Below are 25,580 nucleotides of genomic sequence, written 5' to 3'. Positions count from 1 at the left end.
CCGGATGCATTACGGAATCGACGGCCGATCGGCGCTGGTCGTCGGCGGCAGCAAGGGAATCGGCTTCGAGGTCGCCAAACTGCTTGCCGCAGAAGGTGCGCGGGTTGCGATACTGGCGCGGACTAAGACCGATGTCGACGCCGCGGTCGAGGCGATCCGCACTGAAGGGGGCACTGCCATCGGTGTCACTGCCGACGTGGCCGACGACGGGCAGCTCACCGACGCCGTCCGCGAGATTGCGGCCCAGCACGGGGCGCCGCTGATCGTTGTCGGGCAGGCCAAGTACCAACGGCCCGGGGATTTCGCCGATATCACCGATGTGAACGTCTACCGTGAGTCCTTCGAACTGCACACGATGAGCCAGATCCTCCTGCTGCACGCGGTCCTGCCTGCCATGCAGGACGCCGGCTGGGGCCGATTCGTGCACATCGGCTCCGCCACTGCCAAGGAGCCGGCGGGCAACATCCACCACGCGGTGGCCAACACCAGTCGGCCGTCGACGATCGGCCTGCTCAAGACGGTCTCCGACGAGTACGCCCAGTTCGGCATCACGGTCAACACCGTCGCGCCCGGCTGGATTGAGACTGAGAACGCACTGGCCTACCTGGAGCAGCACCTCGGCGCGAGCACCGATCAGGAGCGACGCGAGTTCATGCTGCGCGAAGCTCGGGTGCCGGCAGCGCGAATGGGCAAACCGAGCGAGATTGCCTCGCTCATCGCCTATCTTTGCTCAGAACCTGCCGGCTACCTCACCGGTAGTTGGATCGAAGTCGACGGTGGCTTGCACCGGTCGGCGTTCTAACCTTTAGGAGCATACGTGGAAACCCTTGGCGTACCCGAACTTTCCTTCGCCAGCCTGCCGATGGCGGCAGACCGCGGGGTGGGGTGGAAGGTCCTGCGTGACGCAGGGCGGGTGGTGTCCGTCGACGGAATCTTCTATCTGACCCACCGCGAGGACGTGCTGGCGGCGCTGCGTGATCCCGAATTGTTCTCCTCGAAGAAGGCTTTTGACGTGCTCGGCAGCCCGCTGCCGTTGGTGCCCATCTCGTTCGATCCGCCGGAACACACCCGGTTCCGTAAGATCCTGCAGCCCTTCTTCAGTCCACACACCTTGAAAGAGATGCTGCCCTCGCTGCAGCAGCAGGCGATCGAGATCATCGAACGGGTAGCCGCACAAGGCGAGTGCGAAGTCGTGGCCGACGTGGCGATCCCCTATCCCTCACAGGTATTCCTGACCTTGTTCGGGCTTCCGCTGGAGGATCGCGACAAGCTCGTCGCGTGGAAAACCTCGGTCATCGCGATCTCGGAAGCGCCGTCACTCGAGGATGCCGACCTGACGCCGGCACTCGAATTGGTCGCGTACCTCACCGAGGCGATCAACGCACGGCGCGCCGACCCCGGGCCGGACATCCTGTCGCAGTTGCTCAATGGCGAGGAGCCACTCGACGACGCCGAAATCATGGGCCTGAGCTTCCTTTTCGTCCTGGCCGGGCTGGACACCGTCACCGCGGCGATGAGTTCCGCACTGCTGGAGCTCGCCCGCAACCCGGAGCTGAGGGCCACCCTCCACGACGATCCCGACCAGATCGATGTGTTCGTCGAGGAGATCGTCCGGCTGGAGCCGCCGGCGCCGATGCTGCCCCGCGTGACCACCACCGAGGTCACCATCGGGGACGTCACGCTGCCCGCCGACACCATGGTGCGGTTGTGTGTCGCTGCCATCAATCGCGACGACAGCGACGAGATCTCGACCAATGACGTGGTGATGGATGGAAAGGTGCACCGGCACTGGGGCTTCGGTGGCGGGCCACACCGCTGCCTGGGGTCGCACCTGGCCCGCCTCGAGCTGAAGTTGATCGTGGGCGAATGGCTCCGGCGCATTCCCGAGTTTTCGGTGAAAGTCGGTGAGGAACCGCAGATTGTGTTCCCCGCGAGCACCTTTTCACTTGAGCGCGTGCCTCTGAAACTGGGCTGATCACCTATCCCTTCGCCGAATATTTGCCGACGAGCTGCTGCTTGTACAACTTACCGGCATCGGTCCGGGGCAGCTGCGCCTCGAACGAGAGAGACCGCGGACACTTGTAGTGCGCCAACCGGTTTCGCAGCCACTCCAATAACTCTGCCGCGAAGCCGTCGTTGGCATCAGCCGGATCTACCGTCTGCACCACGCCTTTGACAGCCTGACCCATCTCGTCATCCGGAATACCGAAGACTGCGGCATCGAGCACCTTGGGATGGGTGATCAGGAGGTCTTCGGCTTCTTGCGGGTAGATGTTCACGCCACCCGAAATGATCATGTGATGACGGCGATCAGTGAGATAGAGGTAGCCATCCACGTCGAGATAGCCGATGTCACCGACGGTCACCCAGCCGTGCGCGTCGTGGGCCGCCGCCGTCTTCGCATCGTCTTTGAGGTACTGGAACGAATGCCCTCCCTCATAATAGATCTCGCCGGGCACACCGGGCGGTAGCTCATGGCCGCTCTCGTCGAGGATGTGTGGGACCCCAACCAAGGGTCGGCCGACCGAGCCGGGGTGGGTAAGCCAGTCCTCGGCGCGGATGAACGAGGCTCCCACCGCCTCCGAAGCGGCGTAGTACTCGTCGATGATCGGCCCCCACCACGCGATCATCTGTTTCTTGATGTCCACCGGGCATGGCGCGGCCGCATGCACCACCCGCTGCAGGCTGGAAACGTCGTAGGATATGCGCACCGCTTCGGGCAGTTTGAGCATCCGCACGAACATCGCCGGGACGAATTGGCCATGAGTGATGCCGTAGCGCTGGATGCACTCGAGCGCGTGTTCCGGGTCGAACTTATCCATCACGATGGTGGTGCCGCCCAGCGACTGCACCACCATCGACCAGAACGACGGCGCGGTGTGGTACAGCGGCGCCGGGCTCAGATACACCGACTCGCTGGTGATTCCGACGGCATTCATCAACGGCATCAGGATGTTGGGTGCTTCGCTTGGTGGTAGATGCGGAAGCTCACGGCGGATCCCCTTGGGTCTGCCAGTGGTTCCCGACGAGTACTGCAGCAGATCGCCTTCGCTTTCGTCGGGGATCGGCGTCTCGGGTTGGTCGGCAACGCATTCCGGGTAGCGGTACCATCCGTCTAGATCGTCGTCGGCGATCAGCGGCAGCTCAGGTAACCCGCCGGGGGAATGCTCGGCAAGGCCTTCGCAGATGTCGCGAGTCGCGCGTGACCCGATCAGCGCCTTTGCTGAACTGTTGTCGACGATGTAGGCGGCCTCGGCGGCTGTCAGGTGAGTGTTGATCAACGCGTAGTACAGACCGCTTCGGCGCGCCGCCCACATCACGGCATGGACGTGTTCATTGTTCTCGAGTAATGCCGCAACCGTGTCGCCCTCGCGAAGTCCGGCGGCATACCAGAAGTGAGCCAGACGATTGGCACGCTTCTCCAGCTCGGCAAAGTCGATCACCGTGCCAGTCCGAGCGAGGACCAGGGCAGGTTTACCGGATGAGATGTGATCGCGGATCTCCACGATTTCACCTTAGAGTCTTCCGAGGTAAAGAAGGCGAAACGCGATATTTTGTAAGGGATCTACCGAATTTTTCGTCACAGGTGTCAAAAAAATGGACTAGGGTGCAGGGATGGCTCCGACACCATGGGACCCCGAGACCACGGCCGTTGTCTGTGTGGAATGCCAGAACGGTGTGCTAGGCCCCGAGTCCGTCTTGCCCGCTTTGGCCGCCGACAGCTCTGAACTCGTCTCCAGTGTGCGCCGACTTCTCGATTCCGCCCGCCAGTTCGGCGCGCGGGTGGTGCACGCGACCTATGAGGGCAACCTCGGGGGCCGGCCGACCGGGACGGCGCGCATCTGGCGGGCCCTGGGCCCCGCAACCGCTCACTGGGCACCCGGAACCGCCTCCACTACAGTGCTTCCCGAGCTACTGGCACCCACCGATCTGGTGTTACCGCGCCACCACGGCCTTTTCCCAACGCTCGATTCCGAACTACTGCCCGTGCTCAAAGGCTTCGGCGTGAGCACCATCGTCCTTGCCGGCGTTTCACTGAACCTGGCGATCACCCACACTGCCGGGCATGTTACGCAGGCCGGTTTCGAACTCGTCGTCCCGCGCGACGCCGTCGGCGGCACCCCCAAGGACTATGCAGAACAGGTGCTGGACAACACTATTGCCGTGCTGGGTCGGCTGACCACGATCGATAAGCTTATCGGGGAATGGACATCGGTCAGGTCTGACCGTTGACCGTTCGCCACAGCATCTCGGTGGCCGCCATGATCACCGCTTGGCGTGTCGTCGACGGGACCTCGTTGTGGCGAACCATCAGCCATGAGCGTTCGAGCATCGCCATAATCACCAGCCCGGTAGCCACGGGGTCGAGGTCGGGCGGTGTCGGCGCCATCTTTGCGATGCCCTCACCGAGCGCAGCGGCGGTTCGACGGTGCGAGCGGGCGACCGCCGCGCGGAATTTGCGATCGGGAGGCATGTCCTCCGTGGAGCGGATGACGAACGCACCGTTGCGGTCGAGGTAGTCGAAGTAGCCGGCAACCCAGGCCTCGACGTCCTCCCGGCTGGGCGGGCTCCCCTGCTCCATGAAACCCTCGACAACCGCCAGCGCTTCGCGGTAGGTGTCGGTGCCGAGCTCGATGAAAAGCTCGGTCTTGTCGGAGAAGTAATAGTAGAAGTTCGCCCGGGTGACCGGCGCGAGGTCAGTGATGTCCTTGATGGTGACGCCCGAGAAACCCTTGCGCGCAAACGCGGTCCGCGCAGCGTCCAGGATTGACTCTCGGGTGCGGTCGGACTTGCGTGTTACCCGCGGGGGCGAGCCCTCAGACACCATGCGCGACCGGGTCGGCGGCAGCCTCCGGTTCGGGATAAAACCCGCTCGCCCACCGACGCAGCGCGCGAAAGCCTGCCGCCTCCGAGGTCGCCAGACCCGGCGGTTCGAGGTACTTCTGGTGCTCCCAGATCCGGATGTCGTCGGGCAGGGCGAGTTTCGCTGCGGCCAGGCGCGCCTCGAAATCATCCGGGCCTTCTGACGTTTCCTCGCTGATCCAGTAGCCGGCGAAGATGTCGGATCTGGTGTCGTCCACCGGTGTCGCGCAGATGGAGATGACTCGGATTCCGTCGCGGACGTGTTCGCCGTTGTAGCTGAGCCCGATTCCTGACCAATAGATTTCGATCGTGTTCATCGTGTCGCCGGTGCGGTCCAGGCCGTCGCTCCACCTCCGGCCAAAGCCGACCTTGGCCGACCAGGTCGAGCTGTCGGTGCTTTCACGCAGTACCACGGGACTGATCGGGGTGCGATGGACGAATTGGAAGTGGTGAGGATCGACGGCGTTCTCGGCGATCACCTGGGGATGCACCTTTACCCGCTCATGCCGCGTCCGGCAATCGGCTGTCAATGGGTGGAATCGTTGCGAGCGGACGTGTTCGCCAAGCACCGCGAACGCGTCGGGTGCCGCCCACAATGGATCTCTGCCCGCGCTGTCATGCCAGATCAAGATCGAATCGTTGAGCTCGGCGACCGGGTAGCTACGTACTCGGCGGCCCTTATTGGGCCGATCCTGGTAGGGAATGTGGACGTTGCGTCCCGCGCCGTTCCACACCCAGCCGTGAAAAGGGCACTGGATGCCTTCTTCGACTACGCAGCCGCCGTGGGCCAGGCTCGCGCCAAGATGCTGGCAGTGCGCGTCCAGCACCTTCACCACCCCATCCAGCTGCCGGAAGGCGACCAGATCCCGGCCGAAGTAGTGCATCGGGATCACCTCGGCGACGGCAAGGTCAGCGCTCCAGGCGACCTGAAACCACCCGGTGGGCAGCATGCTCGGCAATGTTTGCATTATCGGAATGTCCTTTCCACGCACGACGCCTAGCAGCAGGACTATCGCGAGGCTACTCTTTTTTGACACTTTTGTCGAAAACGATCGATGCAGGGCGATGGCGTAGCCACCGGGCAGGAAGTACAATTACGTATCTAACTAGGTTAGTGACGTAGTGCCGACGGATGCGAGGACGCATGGACTGGGGTCTGCCGTGGCCGGGGCCCGCGCTGGCAGCGCAGGCGGAGACCGCCGGCGCGCAGGCGTTTTGCGCTGGCGAGTTCGCCGATCTCAACGCATACATCACCGCGACCGAGATGGCTCTCGGTACCTCGGGGGCGTACATCGGCCCGGGAATCGCATACGCATTCGCCCGGTCCCCGTTCGTGCACGCCGCGGCGGTCCGACATCTCTGGACACTCGCCCCGGGCAGGGTCTTTCTGGGACTTGGGTCGGGGACCTCACGGATGAATAAGGACTGGTTTGGTGTCGACGCCGCCCACCCCGCCCCCCGGATGGCCGAACTGATCGAGGCGATACGGGCGTTCCTGAACGCCGAGAACGGCGAACGCGTCCGTTACGAGGGCCGGTTCTACACGATTGACGCCGACATCCGTGCACCGGTGCTCGGCCGGTTAGACGTTCCCATCCTGATCGGAGCGTTCAACAAGATCATGTTGCGGACGGTAGGTCGCACCGCCGATGGCGTACTGGGGCACGGCCTGTTCACCGATCGGTGGTGGACCGAAGTCGTGGAGCCCGAACTGGTCCGCGGCGCGGAAGCAAGCGGACGTGACCCGGCCGAGCTACGACGTTGGGGGTGGCTGATCACCGCGATCGACAACGACGACCCGGCACGGGCTGTCCGGGACGCGCGGCTGCAGATCGCCTTCTACTTCACCGTGAAGACCTACGACTCACTCGTCGAACTGCACGGCTGGACAGACCAGGTCGCCCGGATCCGATCGGCCTTCCGCAGCGGCCATCCGGAAACGATCGCCGACCACGTCACTGACGATATGCTGTGGTCGATCGCGATCTGTGGCGACGACACACAGGCACGCGAGATGCTGGCGACTCGCAAACGAGTGCCCGACACGGCATTTGCCTCACCGCCAAGCTTCCTGGTCGGACGTCGACGACGCTCCGGCTATGGTGCGGCCGCGACGCGCGTTCTTTCGCAACTACATTGACGCCAGCTACGGATGCACCAGATGGGTGCCTTACATGGTGTACTGAGTACTACATGTCGAGTTCAGGAGGTCGCGATGCCCAAGCGGGAACCGCTCGCGCCGATGGCCACGTCACAGAATAACGGTGCGGTGCGGTCGCCGAAGACGGCCGAGATCGTGGCGGACACGTTGCGGCGGATGATCGTCGAGGGACAGCTCAAAGACGGCGACTTCCTTCCCTACGAAGCCGAACTCATGGATCACTTTCAGGTCAGCCGGCCGTCACTGCGAGAAGCGGTGCGAGTCTTGGAGTCCGACCGCCTCGTGGAGGTGCGGCGCGGCTCACGCACCGGCGCCCGGGTTCGCGTCCCGGGCCCCGAGATCGTCGCGCGGCCGGCGGGCTTCCTGCTCGAGATGGCGGGAACGACGCTCGCGGACGTGATGACGGCACGGATGGGCATTGAACCGTATGCGGCCCGGCTGCTCGCAGAGGATGGCACCGCTGCGGCCCACCGCGAGTTACGCGAACTCATCGAGGAGATCCCCGCTGCATGGGAGACCGGCAAGCTGGGCGCGGCGTCCACCGCATTGCACCGCCGGCTAGTCGAACTGTCGGGCAACGCGACACTGACCGTGATCGTCGGCATGCTGCACGAAATCTTCGAAAGGCACATGACCGCAGCATTTCTCAGCGTTCAGAACGTCGTGCCCAAGGCTCAGTACAACAAGCTGATGCGGTCCTACACCCGACTCGCCGACTTGGTGGCCGCCCGGGACGGCGCCGAGGCCGAGGCGCATTGGCGGCGACACATGGAGAACGCCAGCGCTGAGCTACTCAAGGGCCACGAGAAGACGAAGGTCCGAGACATCATGCACTGAGTGGGCACCGTGCCCACCCTCACTTGAAGGACATCTGATGCGTAAACCGCTCACCGGAGTTCGCGTGCTGGAGGTCGCCCAGTTCACCTTCGTTCCCTCGGCAGGCGCTGTGCTCGCCGACTGGGGCGCCGACGTGGTGAAGATCGAGCATCCTGTCACCGGCGATGCCCAGCGCGGCTTGGTCAAAGTGTTGGGCGCCGCGGCAACTGTACCCGGATCGTCGTTCGCGCCGATCATGGAAGCACCCAACCGCGGAAAGCGCAGTGTCGGCCTGGCCCTGGACAATTCCGAGGCGCGTCCCCTGCTCGACGAACTGATTCGGCGAAGCGACGTGTTCCTGACGAACTACCTGCCGTCGACGCGGAAGAAGCTGTCCATCGACGTCGACGACGTCCGCCGAATCAACCCCGCCATAATCTATGTCGTCGGCAGCGGCTTCGGACTGAAAGGGCCCGACCGGGATGCGGGGGCCTATGACGCGACGGCGTTCTGGGCCCGTGGTGGCAGCGCGGACGGCCTCACGTCGCCCGATGCCGCACACAGTGCGTTCATGCCCGCCGGGGCTTACGGGGACAACATCGGCGGCATCACCATCGCCGGCGCCGTGGCGGCGGCACTCTACGGCAGACAGGCCACCGGGGAACCGTCCGTGCTCGACGTCTCGCTCTTGGCGGTCGGCGCTTGGACAACCCAGTTCAACGTGAACATGGCGATGCTGATGGGCGGCCCGCTGCCGAAGGTAGAACGCCGAACCCAGGCCCCGGGCAACCCGCTCACCGGCGCTTATCGGACTTCGGACGGAAGGTTCGTCCAGTTGTCAATGTTGCAGCCGACGCGGTACTGGCCGGAGTTCTGCCGGCTGATGGGTCTGCACGAGGTCGCTGAAGATCCGCGGTTCACAACGCTCGACGCGATGGCCGAGCACAGCGAAACTGCTCAACAAATCGTTGCGGACGCGATCGGCAAGTTGAGTTTCGCTGAATGCCAAGCGTTATTACGCAAGGGCAGAGGGCAGTGGGCCCCGGTGCAGGATGCCTGGGAAATAGCCAATGACGAAGCACTGACTGCCAACGGTCGCATCGCCGAAATCGTCGATGCCGAAGGTCATCCGCAGAAGTTGGTCGCCAGCCCGGCGCAGTTCGACGACGATCCAGCCAGCCTAACCAGAGCACCGCAATTCGCGGAGCACACCGACGCAGTACTGCGCGAACTGGGCATCGATGACGACCGCCTTATTGAACTAAAGATCGCCGGCGTGATCACGTAATCGCGGCGCTGCCAACGCCATTGATCCGCTTCACTGTCGCTGCTCAGCGAAGTAACCCTCCTGGGTTGCGATGCACACCAATTCGCCCGACCGGTTGTACAGGGTCCCGGTGGCCAAACCGCGGCGGCCCACAATGCTCGGCGAGAACTGGTCGAAGAGCAGCCAGTCAGTAAAATCGGCAGCGCGGTGAAACCAGATGGTGTGGTCGACTAGCGCCGAGAGCCGAGGCCCCACCGGTGTGGTGCGCATCGTCGTCATCACGCACTCGAGCAGTGTGAGCGCGCTGAGATAGGCCACCACACAACTGTTGACCAACGGATCGTCGGTGACCTCGCCGTTCGCACGAAGCCAGATCCGAAGCCGCGGCGGCGGCGGGTCGGAGAGATCAAGGGCGACCCGAGGCGGCGCGTCGAGGTACCGCATGGTGAATGGACGTTGCTGCGGCCACCAGTCACCGAATTCCTCGGCGTAGGGCGTCAAGAGATCCTCGAGTCCGTGGACCGCGGACGGCCCCGCCACGTCAGGCATTCTTTGTTGCCAGTCGACGTCGTCGGCGATGATTGTGAATGAGGCGAGCGCCTCGAAGAGGACGACTCCCGACTGGCTCGCGGTCACCCGACGCGAGGAGATGGTGCCGCCGTCACGTAGCGGGGTCACGTCATACTGGATCGGCTGCCTTGCGTCACCACGCCGCAGAAAGTACATGTGGATGCTGTGCGCCAGTCGCCCGGGTGTCGTCCGCCCGGCCGCCATCAACGCCTGAGCGGCGACCTGGCTTCCGATGATGTGGTGGTTGGGGGTGTCGGGTTGAGTGCCCACGAACGCTGCGTCATCGATCTGCTGCAGGTCCAACAGACTCAGCACGTCTTCGAGCGTCGAGATCATGTAGCCAAGCTAAGCACGCCGCCGGCGGCCGCACCCGGCGGCACCGCAGTTCTCGACGAACCCTTCCGACCGCGGAAAGCTAGCGACCCCAAAGGCAAAGCTATTCATGCAAATTCGTAGGGTGTGCACACATCGGAGGCTGGACCGACGCACCGCACGTGCGTCCGCTCCCAGATTAAAACCACTGTTGTGCTGCGTCATCCGGGAGCCATGTCACGGTTTATCACCCAGCCAGACCCTCAGGAGATATCTGCCTGTGCCATCTTGGCCTCAAACTGGGTCGAATGCCGAGATAAGCCAACGGTTGCCGACCTTGTCCATGGTCACCCGGACGGTGGATGCGGTATCGGTGGGCGCATCGTTGCCAACGGACACAGTCTGGTCGACATACACCAGCGCGACCGCGTGGTTTGGGTTCGCCGACACCGAGGCGGCGGCGGGAACGGTAGCGACCGCCGAGATGTGGTCTTTCTTCGCGCCTGGTATCACCACATCCTGGACTAACTGTGTGTATGAGTCCTTGAACTTGCCGGTCAGCCGATCGCGGGCGGCGCCTAGGTCCTTTTCGACGGTGTCGGGTCGGTAGGACAGTATCGCAACGCTGGAATCCTTGGCGGCGGCGACTGACTCGATTTCGGCCTCCCTGGACAGAAGGTTCGAAGCGGCTTGCCACTTGAGAAAGCCCGTGGCCACAGCGATCAGCAAAGCTGATATAGGCAGCACCCCGAAGACCAGCAGCCGCGACCATCCGATCCGGCGCTTACGCGGCCGGGGTTCAACGTCTCTGGAATCTTCCGTTTCGGGATCGTCGGCGGATTCGTCCTCCGATTCGGCAACGTCTTCGGTACTGACCGTGTCCGTGCCGTCCCCGGTCTCGTCGGTTTCGTCGGTCTCAGTATCGATTTGCTGAGTGGCCTGCTCATCGACCTGTGTTTCGTCCCGCTCTACGGCGGAATCGGATATAACCCGCACTGCGATGGTTCCTTATCTGGTTCGTGGTCTTGATCGTCGGCGCTGGCCAGGGCGCGGCCCCGTCACGGTACGAATGCGACGTTGGAGACTTTCATGTCGTTTCCGACCTTCTGTACGATGACGCGCATCCGCCAATGCCGCGGGTCCTGTTCGGCTGCACCGAGATTCGAGGTCTTTACCGACACAGCGACTAGCACTTGGGCTTCGTTCCCCGATTGCGACTCCAGGCCCGCCTCGGTAATTGTCCCGACCGATTTCGACTGCGCTTTCTTGACGACGTCGATGAAGGGTTTGGATCGATGAGAAAAGTCGTCGTAGAAAGTGCCCGTCGCTGAGTCCAGGATGCGTTGGACGTCGGCATCGGCGTGCTGCCAGTCGATTGTCGTCAGGTTCAGCGCGCCTTGCCTGCCGATGCGAACCATCAGTTCGCGCTGTTGTTGGGCCTGGTGTGACTGGTACGTCTGATACCCGAACCAGCCCCCGAGCGCCGCCAGGCCGACAACTGTGACCAACCCGAACACTGTCGCCAACAGCGCAGGCGAGCGTAGTTTCTTGGCCGGCGCAGGGTCTTCGGCATCCGGTTCGGCAGCGTCATCAACCGAGGCGTCGTAATCCTCGACTTCGTCGTCCTGCGCCTCCACTGTCGGGTTGTCCGAAGCGGGCGCCTCAGCGGTCGTCTCATCAGCTGTGACCGCTTCCGATGAACCCTCATCCGGGGGACCGGCCGATGCGGACGTTGCCGCCAGGTCCGTCTCGCTCAGTTTCTCTTGGGTGGCATCAGCATGCTCTGCCATGTTTGCCCTTTCTTGGTGCCGACAGCTAGGTCGGTCTGGGTGTACATCCGGCCGTCTGGCCCCATATACATGCCCGTGGCGGGATCGTATTGGACGGCCGCTATCGGCGGTGGCGCCGGGCCCGGCGGCGACGGGGGGGGGACCTGTCCGGGCGGCTCCTCGCCCGGTCTGTACTGGGGCACGTCCTGCCCGGAATACGTCGCGTTCGGATCACCCTTCCAGTTGAAGCCGTCGTTAAGCGGAACGTAGGTTTGGTCGCTTTCGCACATCTTGACGGTCGGCGCGCGTTTGCCGGGGCGCGTTTCGCAGGGCATGTTGTGGGCACCGCGCACGTTGAGCACCGAGTCTTGCGGTACCCGGCAATAGATGTCGCCGTTAGGGGAGTCCGGATAGTCCTCGTAGCTGGCAGCGCGCTGCTGTTGGATGGGCAGGAATCCGGTGGTGCATGGGGGCGGCCAGTTGAGGTTCAGATTGAAGCTCAGGAACGCGCCGTTGTAATCCTGCTTGGTGTTGCGGTTGGCCACCCCGGTCGCTTGGATTTCGGCCACCCCCTGGGGCAGCTCGACCAATAAGGATTCGAGGTTGTCGCGGTAGGTGACGCCTACCTGCCCGACACTGACCAGATTGGCCAGCACGATCGGCAGCGTGGGGCTCAGCCGGTCGAACAATTGCCGGGCCTCGGCGGCCGCCGGGCCGCCTTCTCGTAGCAGACCTGCGACCGAGGAGTCGTTATCGCGCAGCTCGGAGGTGATCGTCGCCAGGTGTGCGGCCCAAGCTTGGACCGAGTCTGCTGACTGGGTCTGGCTGTCCAGCAGCGGCTTTGACCCATCGATCAGGTTGACTAGCGCGTCGAGGTTCTGACGGCTGTCGGTCGCCAACTTCGCCGTTCCGCTGACCAGCCGGGAAAGCTCCGGGCCGAGCCCGCCCACGGCCGTATAGGACTCGTCGACAACCGTTTTGAGGTTGTCACGCGGGATTACGGTAAGGCCGCGGTTCGTGGCCGCCAGGAGTGAATTGATGTCTGGTGGAACATAACTACGGTCGACCGGGATCACGTCACCGTTTTTCAGTGACGGCCCCTGCCCACCACGTGGCAGCAGCTCGACATATTGCTCGCCGACCGCCGAGACACTGTGGACCTGCGCATTCAGGTTGGCAGGAATGTGGACATCAGAATTGAGCTGAAGCACGGCCTCGGCGCCGGTCGCGGTCAGCTTTACCGCTTGCACGCGACCCACCTCGACGCCTCGGTAGGTGACGTTGCCGCCTGGGTAAAGGCCGCCGGCTTGAGGTAGCTCCACCGTGACCGTGTAGCGGTCGACCCCGAAGAATACCGTCGGTATCTGCATGTAGTCGAAGAACATGAGCGAGGCTGCGCTCAGGCTGATCACCGTGAAAATGGCCAGCTGGATCTTGGTGCGCCGGGTCAGATGCAGCATCTCAGCGCCCCTGGTCGAAATGGTAGGGAACAACCAAGGGGTTGCCAGGGTTGTACGGCCCGCCCCCGGTGCAGGGGCTGGGCAATTGCCCGATGGTGCGGCCCCACTGCAACTCAAGCTCAGTCAGATTGCACTCGAAGCGGGTGCCGGTTAAGAACGACGCGTCGAGCCGACTCAGCGTCAAGTCGATTACCGCCGTCAAGTTCGCGTAGTCGCCACGTATCCATTTGCTGAGCGTCTCCGCGGGGAAGGGGAATGTCCCGAGGAAGCCTAACGATCGGGTCAACGCCGGCCCTGCGTCGGCCAGCGATTGCAGCACGGGGCCAAGGTCTTTCAATTCCTTGATCAGGTTTTCCTTGGTCTTGTTAACCGAGTCAGCGGCGAGCGCGCTCAACTGGCCGACTTCACCGAGGGCGTTGGCGAGGTTTTCTCGCTCGTCTTTGAGCACGGTCAATGCTTGCGGAATGGTCTTCAGTGCCTTGTCGATAATCGGTTTCTGATCGGCAAATTGACCGACAAGATTGTTGAGGTGGTCCGTTGCGGCGATGATGTCGCTTTTTTGGTCGTTGAGGTAGCCGACGAATGTATCGAGCTGATTCAGCAGGTTTCGCAGATCTTGTTCGCGCCCACTGAAAGCAGTACTCAACGTCTTGGTGATGTCTTGAACCTGACCCAGGCCGCCGCCGTTGAGCAGCAGCGACACGGCGGCCAGTGTCCGCTCGGTGGACGGATAGGCGCCAGCCGACGACAGCGGAATCAACGACCCGTTCTTCAGCTTGCCCTGCGGCGCTACTCCCGCAGGAGGCGCCAGTTCGACATGCACCGAACCGAGCAAGCTGGTTTGACCGAGGGTAGCGGTTGCATTGGCGGGTAGGGCGACATCGCCGTCGATCGTCATGGTAACCAGCGCATTCCAACCCTGGAGTTCTATGTCGATGACATTGCCGACCGTCACATCGTTTACCCGGACCCGCGAATTCCGTTGCAGATTCTGCACATCGGGCATCTGCGCCCGAATGGTATACGCGCCCGGGCCGCCGCCTTTGGTGCCCGGCAAATTGAACGAGTTCAGGCCCCGAAACCCGCAGCCGGACAGTGTTGCGAGCGCCACCGCCGCCAGTAGCGCCGCCATCACGCGACGCCGAAGTGGTGATTGGCTCATTGTCCACCTCCGGGCGGCATCATCATTCCGCGTAATCCCTCAGCCGGGTTCGTTGGCGCCGCTTGCGCAGGCGGCGGCGCATCCGCCGCCGGCGGCGGGGCTTCAGCCGGGGTCGCCCCGGCGGCCGGCGGTGCCGGGGCGTCTCCCGTTGGCGGGGAGTCAGGGTGCGGCGGAACATAATCCGGGCGCAGCCAGTCCTCGCTATAGGTGAGTTCATTGGGGCGCGCCGCGGCCCCGACGAAGAGATTTTCGCCCAGCGGCGGAAAATTCACTTGGCGGTTTTTAATGATCGGCGCCAGGTACTGCACACACAGCTTCGCTGATTCCTTGGCGCCTAGACGTGATGCGGCTTCTACTGCCCCACAAAGGAATTGGATCGTGTTGGCAAAGTTGTTGAAGGCCAGCGCACCGGTCAACGTCCCTTGTGCGGGTTGATAGATGTTGAGGAAGTTCTGAAAGGCCGTTGGCGCGGTATGCAGAAGTTGCTTGACGTCGCCGAGGCTGTCGGTCACGGCTTGAGTCACTGACGCCAGTTTGTCCGACGTGGTACCCAGCGCGTCGCGGTTCTCGGCCACGAAGCCTCGGACGTCGCCAACCACGTCGTTGAGGTTGCGGACGGCATTGGCGACCTCGTTGGGGTCATTGGCGAGCAGACCGGTGACCTCCGCAAGGTTCTGATTCAGTTGTTGGAGCAGGTCGCTGCTGTCGTGCAGCGCGGAGACCAGAATGGACAGGTTTTTCACGGTGCTGAACAGGTCATTGCTATGGTCGCCGAGCGCTGAAATCGCCTGCGAAAGTTCGATGACCGTCTTACGGATGTCTGGGCCTTGGCCTCGCAAGTTGTCGGCCGCGGTGTTGATGAACGCCCCCAAGGTGCTGGTTCCACCCGGTGCGGTCGGCTGCAGCACCTGCGTCAGCTTCTCCAGCTGCTGGCGGAAGTCGTCATACTCCACCGGCACCGCGGTACGTTGCTGCGGGATCACCGCATGGTCGGCCAGTGCAGGGCCGCCCGTATAGGCGGGGGTCAACTGGATGGACCGGGGCGTCACCAGCGACGGCGAGAGGATGGCAGCTTTGACGTCAGCGGGAACCTTATATTTGTCGTTGAGCCAGAAGGTGATTCGCACACGGTCCGGTTCCGGTTCGATTTTCTCGATCTTGCCGACCGGCACACCGAGAATAACGACGCTGTCACCGTTGTAGAGGCCAGTGCTGTTGGCGAAGTATCCGACGACGGTGGTGCGACCGACCCCTGCAGCCGACCGCACGACGGTGACGATTCCGCCGAGCAGTACCGCTGTGAGAGCGATGGCCACACCGATCCTCGCGCTGCGGGGACTCATCGTCCCTCACCCCCTTCGCCCGGCTGTGCGGGCCCCGGCAACGGTGCTGACTGCCCCGCGCCTTGACCCGGCTGCGCGGGTGGCCCTGGCGGCGGCCCACCGGGGGGCGGCGCGGGAAGGGGCTCCCGGTAGGGGTAGCAGCCGGGCCCCGACGAGGCTGCGCCGGGAGAACCGCACGGATGGTCGCCCGGATTGCCGGTGATGGCGTCGGGCAGCGTCATTCGCGGTTCCCCGCCCTGACCGGTCCGCGGGAACGGCATCGGCAGCGGCGGTGTCGCTGGCTGGCCAACCTGCGGGTCGGCGCGTTGACTGGGCAGCAACACATTCGGGTCCAGGCCGAGGTCGGAGAACGCCGCATCGATGAACGGCTGCACAAACTGTCCGGGGAAAAGGTTTACGACATAGGCCTTGAAGAAGGGCCCGGACGACACTGATTCCCCCAGGCCCAAGGCGTACTTGTTGAGCCCGACGAGCGCCTTCTGGACGTTCTCCTTGCGGTTGTCGACGATCGCCAGCACACTGTTGAGCTTGTCGAGGGCCGGCTTCAGCGTGTCGCGGTTCTCGGCGATGAAGCCTTTGAGTTGGCGGGCCAGCGCAGCAAGATTGTTGGAAATCTGCTCCAGCGCGCTGCTTTGGCTTCTCAGTTGCCTCAAAAGGGCGTTGGTGTCGCGGACGAGCTTGGCCACTTCGTCGCTGCGCTCGGCCAGCACTGTGGTCGCCTTATTGGCGTTACTCAGCAGGGTCCGCAACTGGCCGTCGCGTTCATCCAGGGTTTGCGAGAAGCGCGCCACCCCCTGCACCGCGGCCTTCAGGTCGGGCGGGGTGTCGGTGAAGGTGTTGGCTAGCACTGCAAGCGATTTCGACAGCTGGTCGGTGTTAAGACCGCTGATCGTCGCGGTGAGGTCGCCTAGCGCGTCAGGCAGCTGGTAGGCAGATGTGGTCCGCTGCAGCGGGATCGGTCCGGTCAGCTGCCCCTCGCCACGAGGGCTGACCTCGAGGACCTTGCTGCCCAGCACGGTCCGCAATTTGATCGCTGCCTCGGTGCGCTCACCGAGGCGGAGATTGCTGGCGACGGTGAACGTGACCAGCACGCGCGGTCCGTCCAGCTCGACGCTGTCGACCTGCCCGACCCGGTAACCCGATATCTGCACGTGGTTACCGGGCTCCAGGCCGCCCGCTTCGGCGAAATATGCCGAATACGTTCTGTCACTATGAAAAAACGGCAGCTTGTCGTAGTTCAGGGACACCAACATGAGTGTAAAAACCGCGCCCAGGCCGATGGCGCCGATGATGAACGGATTGCGTTCGGAGAACGTTTTCATCGCGGCGTGCACCTGCCGCTGGCCTGGCCGGCCACCTTGACGTACACCGGCTGGCCGCCCTTGCCGTTGAGCTTGAGCACGATGTCACACAGGTAGAAGCTGAAGAAGTCTCCGTATAAGCCTTGCCGGTTCAGTATCTTGAAGGCGTCGGGCCAGTGGTCGAGGTACTTTTCGAGCCACTCGCGGTCGGCCAGCATGGTCCCCGCGGTGCGATCTGCCTCGTGCACCACCTTTTTCACCGGCGGGCGGGCTTGGGCCAGTAGATCGGTGATCGACCCGGCGGCGGCGTTCGCGTACGCCACGCCGTTGCTGATGTCCTGCTTGCGGGCTTCAAGGCCTGCTACCAGTTCGGAGAGGGAGTCGACGGCACGGGCGAACTGGCCGCTTTGGCCGCCGAGCGAACCGAGCACGGTGTTCAAGTTGACGATGACCTGACCGATCAGGTGGTCGCGGTCGGCCAAGGTGTTGGTGAGTGCGGCGGCCTGGGTGAGAAATGAGCCAATCGTGCCGCCCTGACCTTGGAAGGCCGCGATCAGCTGCCCGGTCAGCTTGTTGACCTGGTCTGGGTCCAGCGCCCGGAACAGTGGCCGGAAACCGCCTATCAACGCGTCCAGATCGAGTGCCGGTTCGGTACGGGCTAGGGGGATGGTCGCGCCTGGACTGAGTCGCCTGATGTTGCCCGCTCCCTCTTCGAGTGCCACGTACCTGCCGCCGGTGAGGTCGGCGAAACGGATGGCGGCCCTGGTGCCCTCGGTGAGCACGACCTTTTCTGCTGCGGTGAATTCGACGAGGACCGTGGAGTCGGGCTCGACGGTGATGTTCTTGACTTTGCCGACCTCGACACCGGCGATACGGACGAAGTTTCCGCCCTCCAACCCCGACACGTTCGCGAACTGCGCTTTGTAGGTCTTCTCGGACTGGAAGCGCAGCTGCCCGAACAGGGCGACCAGCGTGAACATGCCCAGGACAGAGACGACGACATAGATGGCGAGGCGCCACAGTGTCCCGGTGAGGTTCTCTTTCATGTCTGCCCTCCCCTAACTCTTCTCAACGCGGTGGGCAGTCATGGCCCCGGGACATTTGGTGGCGGTGGCAGCGGTTCGCACACCTGGTTGAGGACGCCGCAGGTCGGTTGGATCGCCCCCGGCACTGGCGGCGTGAACGGTTCCGACCCCGCAGGCGGCGGGCCGGGATCTCGCGGTCGTCCCGGCGGAGGCGCGGGCGGCAACCCCGGATACAGCGGCGTTCCATCCGGCGCGTACTGCTGCGCTCCGTACGGTGGCGCACCCGGGTACGGAATCGGACCAGGTGCCGTCCCTCCCGGATGGCGAAGGCTGGGCGGCTGCGGTGTTCCACGGGTGGCCGGCAGGTAGTCGACGTATCCGGGGAAACCGATGCCGGGGTTGGGTCGCATGTCCAGGCCGCGCCCCCACCCGGTGTTGGTGACGAGGTAGCGCAGCGGGAAGTTCTTGGACACGTCGGGTAACGCTCCGCAGCCGGGCTGTCCCCCGGGGCCGCCTTTGGCTCCGTTGATCGGGAGGTTGTCAGGGTATCGGTACGCCTCGTCACCAAGCAGCAAGGCGACGTCGAGTGTGACCGAGTACCCGTTGTGGCCGCCCGATACGTCGCCGAAAAACTCGGCGTCGTACTTGGAGCCGACCAGCGTGCAGGTCAGTTCGGGGTTGTACTTCATCAGCAGCCGCGTGGTCGACTCGAGCAAGTTGACGCCGTGCACGAGGTTGTCTTTGTTCGGGCCGATCAAACCGATGCCGCTGTGGGAGAGTCCAACGACGTTGAGCAGCAGTGAGTCCAGGGCCTGAGCATTGTTGCTGACGGTGGCGCTGGTGGTGCTGGCCGCATCGAGCACCGTAACGATGTCGTGTGCGGCGGAGCTGTAGGTGTCGCTGAATCCTTTGAGTGCGCGAAAGTCGGCCCGGATCGTCTCGCTGCGGGGATTGATCGCCTCGAGGACTTCGTTGAGGTCGGTGGTCGCCTCACCGAGGGCCTCCCCTTTGCCGCGCAACCCGTCGCCCAGCGCGGTGAGTACGGCGTTCAGCTTGGGGGTGTCGACCTGGTTGAGCACCGCGACAAGGTTCTGGAACACGGTGTTGACCTCGGTCGTCACGTTGCGTGATCGCACGACAGCGCCCGCCGCCAGGCGTCTGGGGCTCGGGCTTTCAGGTATCTGAAGATCGACGTATTTGCCCCCGAACGCCGTGGTGGCGGTGATCTGGGCGGTTACGTTGGCCGGGATGTATTGGAGCTGCTCGGGGTAGAGCTCCAGCCGCAGCGTCACGGGATCGCCCGAGTGAATCGAGGTAACCCGGCCGACCTGAACGCCGCGCAACTTCACCTTGGCGCCGGGTTCCATGATGAGACCGGAGCGGTCGGCGGTGAGGGTCACCCTCGCATAGGGCCTCAGGTCTCTGTTGAACGCCGCTACCGTGAGCACGACCAAGCCGGTGATCGTGCCAAGGAGGATGAGAGTCCACAGCGCCGGGGGAAGGCCGGCTTCACGTTGCATCTTCTTCATCGCGTGCTATCCAGACAGGTTGAAGTTGCCGGACACGCCGTAGGCGGCCATTGCCACCGCCAACTGCACCGTTACCGCCACGACCAGTGAGGCGCGCACCGAGCGGCCGACAGCTTCGCCGACGCCGGCTGGGCCGCCGGTCGCGTTGAAACCGTAGTAGGTGTGTACCAGCATCACGACCGTTGCCGTCGCTATCACTTGCAGCAGTGACCAGATCAAGTCGGTGGGCTGCAGGTAGGTGTTGAAATAGTGGTCATAGACCCCGGGTGCCTGCCCGAAGGCGACGACCACCAGCGTTCGCGTCGCCAGATATCCGGCCAGCGAGGACAGGCACCACAAAGGAACGGTAACCAGTACGCCGGCTACGATTCGCGTTGATGCCAGGTAGCTGATCGCGCGGATGCCCATCACTTCCAGAGCGTCGATCTCCTCGTTGATGCGCATAGCTCCCAGCTGCGCGGTGGCTCCGGCGCCGATAGTCGCGGCAAGCCCGATGGCCGAGGTCAGCGGCGCGGCGAAACGGGTGTTGAGGTAGGCCGAGGCGAAACCGCTCAAAGCCTCCACGCCCACATCGGACAGTGATCGGTAGAGCTGGATACCGATGAACGCTCCGGTCGACATGACCAGTGTGGTGACGACCACCACGGTCCCGCCGATGATGGCCAGCGCACCGATCCCCAGACTCATAGTGGCGATCAGGCGCAGCGTCTCAGCCTTATAGCGGGCGACCGCATCCCACACCAGACTCAGCGCCTTGACGTAGAACGCGGTTTGGCTTCCCAGCCGATTCCAGCCGGCGACCAAGCGGTGCAGGGTGATCGACAATCGTGCCAACCGCGGCGGTGCGGGAATCACGCTTGTCGGGCGGTGTCGGGCGGGGGCCGCGGTCACATCGTCACCTTCGTGCCGACCGCGACTAGCACGACGTTGATCACGAACAACGCCATGAACGTGTACACCACGGTTTCATTGACCGCGTTGCCGACACCTTGGGGTCCCCCACCAACCGTGACGCCCTTGTAGCAGGCGATGGTCCCAGCAACCAGGCCGAACAAAGCCGCCTTGAAGAAGGCGATGGCCACGTCGGCGATCTTGACCAGTAGCGTCAGGCTCGCCGCCCACGCACCCGGAGTGACGTGCTGAAAGTAGACCGAGAAGAAGAAACTGCCGACCAACCCGACGATGGTGTTGATCGAGTTGAGCAACAACCCGTTGAGGCAGAGCGCCAAGACCCTGGGTACCAGCAGTCGCTGCACCGGGTTGATCCCCATCACCCGCATCGCGTCGAGCTCTTCGCGGATGGTCCGAGCACCCAGGTCAGCACAAATCGCAGTAGCGCCGGTACCCGCAACGACCAGCACCGTGGTTATCGGGCCGATGTATGCCACGCTCGCCAACGCAGCCCCAGCACCTGATGCGTCGGCGGCGCCGATCTCCACGAGCAGAACGTTGATGATGAAGACGCTGAGCGCGTTGAACGGAATCGACAACAAGATCGTCGGGGCGATCGACACCCGAGCCACGAACCACGCCTGATGGATGAATTCGCGCCAAGCAAACGGCGGGCGCACCAGCTGCGTGAAGATGTCGAGGGTCAATGCGAAGTAGCTGCCGACCTCGCGTAGCGGCTTGCCGGCAACGGCCAGCCGAGCGGTTCCCGGAGACTCGACCACCACGCCCTCCTCTGGCGGAGCGGTCAAGGCGGGAATAGGTGCTGTGTCCGCGACTACCACTAGCGCACTCGTTTGTAACCAGTCGGAGCCGACATTAGACGATGAATCCTCCCCGCAGCGGTACGACGTGCTGCTCCCTTTCGAAACGGTGTGGCCCAGAGCACAGCGGGACGGTACACCATTACATTAAGGCAAGGCAACATCGACGAACGCCATTTTGGACAAACCGGCTAAGTGACGTGAGCGCAACTGCGTTGGTTTGCTGTGGGTTCCGACAATTTTGGCTGAAATGTCGCAATACTCGCAAACGGGAAGGCCGTGTCAGGTTGGCTCGCTACACCCGTGTCGAACAGCACAGCACCCATCAGACCTCGTAGATATTGCAAGGGCCAGGTGCTCGGCCGCATCGGCCAGGGCTGGACGCTCCCACGCCCAGCATCACCCGCATCGCGACCAGTCCAGGGCCATAAAGTTTGCTACGAACTACACTATTTGACCATAATTTAGGAATAATATCCAGGAACTGCGCGCTATACGTTCGCAGATCTATCTACAGTAATCACCTTAACTGAGTTCATTCCAGACGGTAAACAGTACCTTTTATTGCAGAGCAGGATGCTTAAACCTCGTTTCTTATTGCGCACCGGAACCAATAAAGGGATTGCGACGTAAACCGGCTCACTGAAGTATGGATACATCCCTTGCATATCCACCATCACAGCCCGCCGCTGAGCGGGATCGAGTGCACACCGGCGCGTCTCCATATCCCAGGCCCGCACAGAGCGCGTCGAGCCACCGGTGGGGTCCTGAGCTGCGCTTACCGCAAGGTAGGGCTACGAACTTTCTGGCGTCAGCGCGACCCTTAACACTCGGGCGAAAACTTGTTCACGCGGGTATACCAGCATGGGTCAACACCAACCCCCGCATGCGTGGCAATTAATCGCCGATCTTGACTAACCGACCTCTCGCCTGAGCCTTACTCTGTAGCGCGGATGGCAGTGATCCAGCGCACAAAAGGGCTGACAGAAGTGACGGTTAAAGCTAAATAGTTATCTATATATCGGTTTGTATCGTTAGCTCATTATTCGGAGCATTACTGGAGAATCTCGAGGGAACTCTGCACTGCTGAGCCGCAGTGAGTCAGGTGCGCTGCCGGACAGTTGCTACCCGGTTAACTGGTCGGGGGTAGAGCCCGGCTCATCTGGATGTGGGCTTGCCCCATCGCCGAGATTCCGGGCAGCCGCCAAGGCCGGTTGAGCTTCACTCGCCGGGAACAACCGGTGGCGCCGCCACCTCTCGCAGCGCAGTTAAACCGCCAGCGAGTCCTCGCCGAGACATTCGCATCGCGTCACCGACACAGCTGCGAGGCCGTAGTGTGCTGGTGTGACCGCCCAATCCAGAGGCCGTCGCCCGAGGCCAGCCGGGGCGGACTCGCCGGCAGATGATGAGGCGCGCGAACGGTTGCTGACCGCGGCCGATTCCTGCTACTCGGATAAGGGGCCTGTGCGCACCCGGATGGGCGACATCGCCCGGCGCGCTGGCGTGCACCGGTCGACGGTGTACTACTACTTCCCGAGCAAGGACGCTCTGCTGGCGGCCTCCTTCATGCGAGTGCTCACCGTTACCCTGCACGCCGTTGAACAATGTTGGCAGACTGACGAGCCCTTCCTGACTCAGCTCGTCGCCGCATGCATGCGGGGAATCGACATCGCCCGTGGCTCACCGGTGATGCGATCACTAGTCGACGACCATCAAGCCGTCGGCGCTGCCTATCATGCCGCCGAAGGTTCCGAGTTGTGGCGAGCCAAGCTCGCTGACGCGCTGGTGCGGCGCCTCGAGGCTGCTGCCGCTGTCGGCGATATTCGCCGAGATGTCCCGGCTGACACCCTCGCCCGCTGGATCGTCCGCATCAACTTCAGCCTTATCGCGGAGCCCGCCGACCCCGATGACGGTGGTGATGAGGGCGTACTGCGCAACTTGCTCGTCGCCTCGCTAACCCCTCGGCGATAGCCTCTCGCCGAGATCAAGTCACGGCTGCGCCGGCTACACCGTCAGCTCTTCAATCTTGTTGTCCTCGTTAAGAGGACGCGCAATCGACCACGATGACGGCTGATCACCGACCCACAGACGAAAACGGTTGTCAACGAATACATCGCGATAGCCGTGACCACGATGCCAAAGTCGGATATCGTTGTTTTGACCAAGCCGACCGCTCGCCGCACCGGGCAAGCCGACGCCGAAATACAGCGGTGGCGACCTTGCTCTAATTCGGAGTCGGGATGGCGGCGAGATGAAATGGGGTGCGCTCGTGCAGAAGCGGTTCCGTAACGCATCCGCGATCGTCGTGATAACAGCAAGTGTCGGTGCATGTTCGTCAACGCCCCGCGCAGCCGCACCTCCGGGAACATTGCCCCCAGAAACCGCACAGGTGACGATCAACGATCATGCCCTTCCGGAGACCCACGCTGTGAAGTGCATTCCGATGGGATCACTCACTGCGGTTACTATCGGTGACACCGCGGCAGGCACAAAAGCGTTTATTTCCAACGGAAGTGCGCTGACCGCCAAGTCGGTCAACATCAGCGACCTGGGCGGCTTCACCGGCGGCTACGCCGAAGACCTCCAGGGCGCCGCCGATGTAGCCCTGCACGGATACACCTACACCATCCGGGGACGTGCCGAGGGCTTTGACACCGATAATCCCAGCCTGAAGGCAACCGACACGTTCATAATCAAGGTCGCGTGTTAACGCGACCTAGCGACCTAGCGACCTATGGCCGAATTACGTTGATGTGCGGGCTTTTGACCCGCGTTTGCTACCGATAGACGAATCTCGCTCTACTGCGGAGGATTGCCCGGCGGCGGGTACACGCCCCTCAGGATCCACGGGAACCAGTTGAGACCGAACTGGAGTTCATCGCTGGCGTCATAGTCAGGACTGGGATCGAGCGGAATGTTCTGTCCATCGGTGTTCAGTGGTGTTGCTCCCCGTCCCGAGGGATCGGCTTGTGGCTGTCCGTAGACCGCAACCACGACCGTACGATCCGGACTGTTCAGCGACCAAACCCCCATCTGGCTGTTCGCACAGCTGGACATGATCTTGAAATAGTCGGGGTTGTAGTACCACCGGTTGATTAAGTCATTGCCGCTGATCGCGATTGACTGATTGATCGCCACCGTCTCGGCCACCGGGCCATGGAAACCAGCCGCGTTGGCGCGGTCTTGTGGGCTAGACCCGTCCGAACCGATGTCACCATCGAGGGCCCGGTTGTTCAACAAATCCTGGGTGTGTCGCTGCGCAGCGGCTTGCAGCTGGGGGCTGATTCTCACGTCGTTATTGCAGCCTGCTTGATGCTGCACGGTGAAGACGTTGGCGACGACACTGTCATTGAGCCGCTTGTTGTTCGGTATGAGCGTGTTGTTGTCATTGTCCGCATGCGCGACGGGACTGCTCAACAGAGCGCCGGCGGTAACAACCAAGGCAGGCAGCCGGTGCGGCCGACGTTGCATGTCCAAGTCCTCCTTGTTAGCCACCCAGCGGTGGTCGACGGTGCTGTGCGGCGGACGCGCTGCGACCGAGTGCCGGCCTGGCTGATCGGATCGCCTCAGCTAGCCGTTGCAGGACCGAAACGAGCCTGACATGCATGTAGGCTACCCACGACGCCGCGACGTCGTCTAGAGGTTTTATTACTTAAATGAATATCTATTTAAGCACTTGTCTGTGCCAGCTGCGATCCCGACTGGCGAGGCGGGCTAAACAATGTTGTCATCGGCACGAGGCGTCCGCTCGATGCCAGGATTACCTTGCGAGCAGCTCAGATGCTGTGGTGTGCAGGTCAATGAACCCGGGCGTGACCAACAGGCTTGCCGCATCGATCTCACGCGTGCCCATACATCGACCGAACCAACCGCCACGATGACACCACCACGCACCGCGACGTAGCCCCGATCGGGCACTCCCCTATAAACCGTCAACGATCGAGCCGTTCCGGATCACCAGATCGTAACTCTTTAACCAGCTCTCTCTTATCATTGTCCCGCAACCGATTTCGAATCCGCAATCGTTACGCGGCACCGATTCCATGGCCCGTGGTAGGCCGAGTAGTGCCGCGGCTTGGGCGCTGGTGGTCGCCTGCCGGCCGGCTGCGGCGGCCGCCTCGACGGCCTCCGTCACCAGTTCGAGGTTGAAAGTTGCTCGGTTGATTGAAAGTGGTTGCTTACAAGGGCTCGCCTAATTCATGGTCGGAATACTGAATTCGGCGCCGTCCTTGATGCCGGACGGCCACCGCGACGTCACGGTTTTGGTCTTGGTGTAGAAGGTGATCGACG

The 25,580-nt window shown here is 62.9% G+C and carries 23 protein-coding genes and 1 pseudogene; 8 read left to right on the top strand and 16 right to left on the bottom strand.

Features of this window, described 5'->3' with window-relative positions:
* Positions 1-4: 4 nt before the first annotated feature.
* Both B8W69_RS07260 and B8W69_RS07255 read left to right on the top strand, forming a co-directional pair.
* The gene (locus B8W69_RS07260) at positions 5-802 is read left to right on the top strand and encodes an SDR family oxidoreductase (protein ID WP_083175156.1); all 798 of its coding nucleotides are present in this window, start codon (positions 5-7) and stop codon (positions 800-802) included.
* Positions 803-862: 60 nt separating this feature from the next.
* Positions 863-1,975, top strand: a complete 1,113-nt coding sequence (locus B8W69_RS07255) for a cytochrome P450 (RefSeq protein WP_224112187.1) — start codon at positions 863-865, stop codon at positions 1,973-1,975.
* Between the two features lie 4 nt (positions 1,976-1,979).
* On the opposite strand, the gene fadD4 is transcribed toward B8W69_RS07255, so the two are convergent.
* Positions 1,980-3,506 (bottom strand): fatty-acid--CoA ligase FadD4, encoded by a 1,527-nt coding sequence (gene fadD4 / locus B8W69_RS07250; RefSeq protein WP_085289230.1) that lies wholly within the window; start codon positions 3,504-3,506, stop codon positions 1,980-1,982.
* A gap of 109 nt (positions 3,507-3,615) precedes the next feature.
* Here fadD4 and B8W69_RS07245 point away from each other — a divergent pair, with 109 nt between their 5' ends.
* Complete coding sequence (locus B8W69_RS07245) at positions 3,616-4,233, top strand: cysteine hydrolase family protein (protein ID WP_020188810.1); 618 nt, start codon at positions 3,616-3,618, stop codon at positions 4,231-4,233.
* Here the strand turns inward: B8W69_RS07245 and B8W69_RS07240 are convergent.
* Positions 4,217-4,828: a TetR/AcrR family transcriptional regulator gene (locus tag B8W69_RS07240; RefSeq protein WP_085289229.1), complete on the bottom strand. Its 612-nt coding sequence runs from the start codon at positions 4,826-4,828 to the stop codon at positions 4,217-4,219. The genes B8W69_RS07245 and B8W69_RS07240 overlap by 17 nt on opposite strands.
* On the bottom strand, positions 4,818-5,831 hold the full coding sequence (locus B8W69_RS07235) for a Rieske 2Fe-2S domain-containing protein (RefSeq protein WP_085289228.1): 1,014 nt from the start codon (positions 5,829-5,831) through the stop codon (positions 4,818-4,820). Before B8W69_RS07235 ends, B8W69_RS07240 begins: the two co-directional genes overlap by 11 nt.
* 176 nt (positions 5,832-6,007) lie before the next feature.
* Here B8W69_RS07235 and B8W69_RS07230 point away from each other — a divergent pair, with 176 nt between their 5' ends.
* From B8W69_RS07230 to B8W69_RS07220, 3 genes are all read left to right on the top strand, one after another.
* Complete coding sequence (locus tag B8W69_RS07230) at positions 6,008-7,003, top strand: LLM class flavin-dependent oxidoreductase (protein WP_085289227.1); 996 nt, start codon at positions 6,008-6,010, stop codon at positions 7,001-7,003.
* A gap of 75 nt (positions 7,004-7,078) precedes the next feature.
* Positions 7,079-7,861, top strand: a complete 783-nt coding sequence (locus tag B8W69_RS07225; RefSeq protein WP_011724865.1) for a FadR/GntR family transcriptional regulator — start codon at positions 7,079-7,081, stop codon at positions 7,859-7,861.
* A 37-nt stretch (positions 7,862-7,898) separates the two neighbouring features.
* Positions 7,899-9,128, top strand: a complete 1,230-nt coding sequence (locus tag B8W69_RS07220; protein WP_083175145.1) for a CaiB/BaiF CoA transferase family protein — start codon at positions 7,899-7,901, stop codon at positions 9,126-9,128.
* A 30-nt stretch (positions 9,129-9,158) separates the two neighbouring features.
* On the opposite strand, the gene B8W69_RS07215 is transcribed toward B8W69_RS07220, so the two are convergent.
* From B8W69_RS07215 to B8W69_RS07165, 11 genes are all read right to left on the bottom strand, one after another.
* Positions 9,159-10,013: an acyl-CoA thioesterase gene (locus B8W69_RS07215; RefSeq protein WP_085289226.1), complete on the bottom strand. Its 855-nt coding sequence runs from the start codon at positions 10,011-10,013 to the stop codon at positions 9,159-9,161.
* 270 nt (positions 10,014-10,283) lie between these two features.
* Positions 10,284-10,985 carry an Rv1363c family protein gene (locus tag B8W69_RS07210; protein ID WP_085289225.1) on the bottom strand — a complete coding sequence of 234 codons (702 nt, stop codon included), beginning with the start codon at positions 10,983-10,985 and terminating at the stop codon, positions 10,284-10,286.
* Positions 10,986-11,047: 62 nt separating this feature from the next.
* Positions 11,048-11,779: an Rv1363c family protein gene (locus B8W69_RS07205; protein WP_085289224.1), complete on the bottom strand. Its 732-nt coding sequence runs from the start codon at positions 11,777-11,779 to the stop codon at positions 11,048-11,050.
* On the bottom strand, positions 11,743-13,218 hold the full coding sequence (locus B8W69_RS07200; protein WP_009953720.1) for an MCE family protein: 1,476 nt from the start codon (positions 13,216-13,218) through the stop codon (positions 11,743-11,745). The genes B8W69_RS07205 and B8W69_RS07200 overlap by 37 nt, the downstream gene beginning before the upstream one ends.
* Before the next feature lies 1 nt (position 13,219).
* Positions 13,220-14,350 (bottom strand): MCE family protein, encoded by a 1,131-nt coding sequence (locus tag B8W69_RS07195; RefSeq protein WP_085289223.1) that lies wholly within the window; start codon positions 14,348-14,350, stop codon positions 13,220-13,222.
* A gap of 26 nt (positions 14,351-14,376) precedes the next feature.
* Positions 14,377-15,723 (bottom strand): virulence factor Mce family protein, encoded by a 1,347-nt coding sequence (locus B8W69_RS07190; protein WP_110881864.1) that lies wholly within the window; start codon positions 15,721-15,723, stop codon positions 14,377-14,379.
* Positions 15,720-17,045: an MCE family protein gene (locus B8W69_RS07185; RefSeq protein ID WP_011724857.1), complete on the bottom strand. Its 1,326-nt coding sequence runs from the start codon at positions 17,043-17,045 to the stop codon at positions 15,720-15,722. Before B8W69_RS07185 ends, B8W69_RS07190 begins: the two co-directional genes overlap by 4 nt.
* On the bottom strand, positions 17,042-18,070 hold the full coding sequence (locus B8W69_RS07180) for an MCE family protein (protein ID WP_009953715.1): 1,029 nt from the start codon (positions 18,068-18,070) through the stop codon (positions 17,042-17,044). The genes B8W69_RS07185 and B8W69_RS07180 overlap by 4 nt, the downstream gene beginning before the upstream one ends.
* A gap of 38 nt (positions 18,071-18,108) precedes the next feature.
* Complete coding sequence (locus tag B8W69_RS07175) at positions 18,109-19,578, bottom strand: MCE family protein (protein WP_083175138.1); 1,470 nt, start codon at positions 19,576-19,578, stop codon at positions 18,109-18,111.
* 6 nt (positions 19,579-19,584) lie between these two features.
* On the bottom strand, positions 19,585-20,433 hold the full coding sequence (locus B8W69_RS07170; protein ID WP_009953712.1) for an ABC transporter permease: 849 nt from the start codon (positions 20,431-20,433) through the stop codon (positions 19,585-19,587).
* A gap of 32 nt (positions 20,434-20,465) precedes the next feature.
* Positions 20,466-21,254 carry an MlaE family ABC transporter permease gene (locus tag B8W69_RS07165; RefSeq protein WP_009953710.1) on the bottom strand — a complete coding sequence of 263 codons (789 nt, stop codon included), beginning with the start codon at positions 21,252-21,254 and terminating at the stop codon, positions 20,466-20,468.
* A gap of 1,458 nt (positions 21,255-22,712) precedes the next feature.
* On the opposite strand from B8W69_RS07165, the gene B8W69_RS07160 reads away from it, so the two are divergent.
* Together B8W69_RS07160 and B8W69_RS07155 are read left to right on the top strand one after the other, a co-directional pair.
* Complete coding sequence (locus tag B8W69_RS07160) at positions 22,713-23,261, top strand: TetR/AcrR family transcriptional regulator (RefSeq protein ID WP_009953709.1); 549 nt, start codon at positions 22,713-22,715, stop codon at positions 23,259-23,261.
* Positions 23,262-23,541: 280 nt separating this feature from the next.
* The gene (locus B8W69_RS07155; protein ID WP_036390507.1) at positions 23,542-24,000 is read left to right on the top strand and encodes a lipoprotein LpqH; all 459 of its coding nucleotides are present in this window, start codon (positions 23,542-23,544) and stop codon (positions 23,998-24,000) included.
* An 89-nt stretch (positions 24,001-24,089) separates the two neighbouring features.
* Here the strand turns inward: B8W69_RS07155 and B8W69_RS07150 are convergent, their stop codons facing one another.
* Positions 24,090-24,761: a CAP domain-containing protein gene (locus B8W69_RS07150; protein ID WP_026071529.1), complete on the bottom strand. Its 672-nt coding sequence runs from the start codon at positions 24,759-24,761 to the stop codon at positions 24,090-24,092.
* 316 nt (positions 24,762-25,077) lie between these two features.
* Positions 25,078-25,284, bottom strand: a pseudogene (locus tag B8W69_RS07145) (hypothetical protein); the annotation flags it as partial.
* Between the last annotated feature and the right edge of the window lie 296 nt (positions 25,285-25,580).

This window comes from Mycolicibacterium vulneris (assembly GCF_002104765.1).
Taxonomy (GTDB): domain Bacteria; phylum Actinomycetota; class Actinomycetes; order Mycobacteriales; family Mycobacteriaceae; genus Mycobacterium; species Mycobacterium vulneris.
The sequence above is the reverse complement of the archived record's forward strand: the minus strand, read 5'-3'. Positions and strand labels throughout refer to the sequence as shown.